Annotated in this window: 2 tRNA genes and 2 rRNA genes (1 of these 4 running past the window's edge); all 4 read left to right on the top strand. The window is 51.6% G+C overall.

What is annotated here, in order from left to right:
• The first annotated feature begins 1 nt into the window (after nt 1).
• A 16S ribosomal RNA gene (locus QUB11_RS30735) occupies nt 2-1,501 on the top strand.
• A 116-nt stretch (nt 1,502-1,617) separates the two neighbouring features.
• Nucleotides 1,618-1,691: transfer RNA gene (locus tag QUB11_RS30730), tRNA-Ile, on the top strand.
• 93 nt (nt 1,692-1,784) lie between these two features.
• Nucleotides 1,785-1,857, top strand: a tRNA-Ala gene (locus QUB11_RS30725).
• A 192-nt stretch (nt 1,858-2,049) separates the two neighbouring features.
• A 23S ribosomal RNA gene (locus QUB11_RS30720) occupies nt 2,050-2,454 on the top strand (it continues 2,499 nt past the right edge of the window).
• Together the 16S and 23S rRNA genes with 2 tRNA genes alongside form the textbook arrangement of a ribosomal RNA operon.

The following is a 2,454-nucleotide window of genomic DNA, read 5'->3' as shown; positions in this document are numbered from 1 at the left end:
CAACACGGAGAGTTTGATCCTGGCTCAGGATGAACGCTGGCGGTCTGCTTAACACATGCAAGTCGAACGGAGTAGAAATACTTAGTGGCGGACGGGTGAGTAACGCGTGAGAATCTGCCTTCAGGACGGAGACAACAGTTGGAAACGACTGCTAAGCCCCGATGTACCGAAAGGGAAAATATTTATAGCCTGAAGATGAGCTCGCGTCCGATTAGCTAGTTGGGGGGGTAAAGGCCCACCAAGGCGACGATCGGTAGCTGGTCTGAGAGGACGATCAGCCACACTGGGACTGAGACACGGCCCAGACTCCTACGGGAGGCAGCAGTGGGGAATTTTCCGCAATGGGCGAAAGCCTGACGGAGCAAGACCGCGTGGGGGAAGAAGGCTCTTGGGTTGTAAACCCCTTTTCTCTGGGAAGAAAGTTGTGAAAGCAACCTGACGGTACCAGAGGAATCAGCATCGGCTAACTCCGTGCCAGCAGCCGCGGTAAGACGGAGGATGCAAGCGTTATCCGGAATGATTGGGCGTAAAGCGTCCGCAGGTGGCAGTTCAAGTCTGCTGTCAAAGACCGGGGCTTAACTTCGGAAAGGCAGTGGAAACTGAACAGCTAGAGTATGGTAGGGGCAGAGGGAATTCCTGGTGTAGCGGTGAAATGCGTAGAGATCAGGAAGAACATCGGTGGCGAAGGCGCTCTGCTGGACCATAACTGACACTCAGGGACGAAAGCTAGGGGAGCGAATGGGATTAGATACCCCAGTAGTCCTAGCCGTAAACGATGGATACTAGGTGTTGTCTGTATCGACCCGGACAGTGCCGTAGCTAACGCGTTAAGTATCCCGCCTGGGGAGTACGCACGCAAGTGTGAAACTCAAAGGAATTGACGGGGGCCCGCACAAGCGGTGGAGTATGTGGTTTAATTCGATGCAACGCGAAGAACCTTACCAGGACTTGACATGTCGCGAATCTTTTGGAAACAGAAGAGTGCCTTCGGGAGCGCGAACACAGGTGGTGCATGGCTGTCGTCAGCTCGTGTCGTGAGATGTTGGGTTAAGTCCCGCAACGAGCGCAACCCTCGTGTTTAGTTGCCATCATTAAGTTGGGCACTCTAAACAGACTGCCGGTGACAAACCGGAGGAAGGTGGGGATGACGTCAAGTCAGCATGCCCCTTACGTCCTGGGCTACACACGTACTACAATGGTAGGGACAGAGGGCAGCCAACCCGCGAGGGCGAGCTAATCCCGTAAACCCTGCCTCAGTTCAGATTGCAGGCTGCAACTCGCCTGCATGAAGGCGGAATCGCTAGTAATCGCAGGTCAGCATACTGCGGTGAATCCGTTCCCGGGCCTTGTACACACCGCCCGTCACACCATGGAAGTTGGCCACGCCCGAAGTCATTACTCTAACCTGTAAAGGAGGAGGATGCCGAAGGCAGGGCTGATGACTGGGGTGAAGTCGTAACAAGGTAGCCGTACCGGAAGGTGTGGCTGGATCACCTCCTTTTAGGGAGACCATCTGATAATAGACCGAACCTAAAATATAGGTCGTTGTCAGTCATCCCTGGTCGTTCGAGGAATAGATGTCAAAGCTTTCAAACTATTAACTGGTTCGGAACTCGCGGGCTATTAGCTCAGTTGGTTAGAGCGCACCCCTGATAAGGGTGAGGTCCCTGGTTCAAATCCAGGATGGCCCACCTGGAAAAAAGTGATGAATTGTCAGTAATGAGAAATGGATAATCAAAGATTAATTCAGGACTCATAAAATCAAAATCAGAACTTACAAGTGTGGGGGTATAGCTCAGTTGGTAGAGCGCCTGCCTTGCACGCAGGAAGTCAGCGGTTCGAGTCCGCTTACCTCCACTCTCACTAACTGTAACCAACTACAAAAGAATAGAAATCAGCACCTAGACTATCGAGAGTGAAAGTCGGAATGCTGGAGTCTAGAACTCTAGTCAGAACCTTGAAAACTGCATAGAAATTAAGTCATCAAAGCGTGTCTATCATCCGAGAAATCGGAGCATCAGACAAGCGACCACCATGAAAAAATCAAGTGGTCAAGTTACAAAGGGCTAACGGTGGATACCTAGGCACACAGAGGCGAAGAAGGACGTGGCGACCGACGATAAGCTCCGGGGAGCTGGAAGCAAGCATTGATCCGGAGATGTCCGAATGGGGCAACCCAGTAAGCATCAGTTGAATACATAGACTGAGAGCAGCGAACCCAGCGAATTGAAACATCTTAGTAGCTGGAGGAAGAGAAAGCAATAGCGATTTCCCAAGTAGTGGTGAGCGAACGGGAAACAGCCTAAACCAGAGGTTTTTACTTCTGGGGTCGTGGGACAGTCAATTAACGTATCTTGAAGCTAGACAAAGCAGTTGAAAGCTGCACCAGAGAAGGTGAAAGTCCTGTAGTCGAAAGTAGAAAAGAGCGTGACTGTATCCCGAGTAGCACGGGGC

This window comes from Microcoleus sp. B6-A1, from assembly GCF_036705085.1.
In the GTDB taxonomy this organism is placed as follows: Bacteria; Cyanobacteriota; Cyanobacteriia; order Cyanobacteriales; family Microcoleaceae; genus Microcoleus.
Note: the sequence above shows the minus strand (reverse complement) of the source record. Positions and strands in the feature narration are given on the sequence as shown.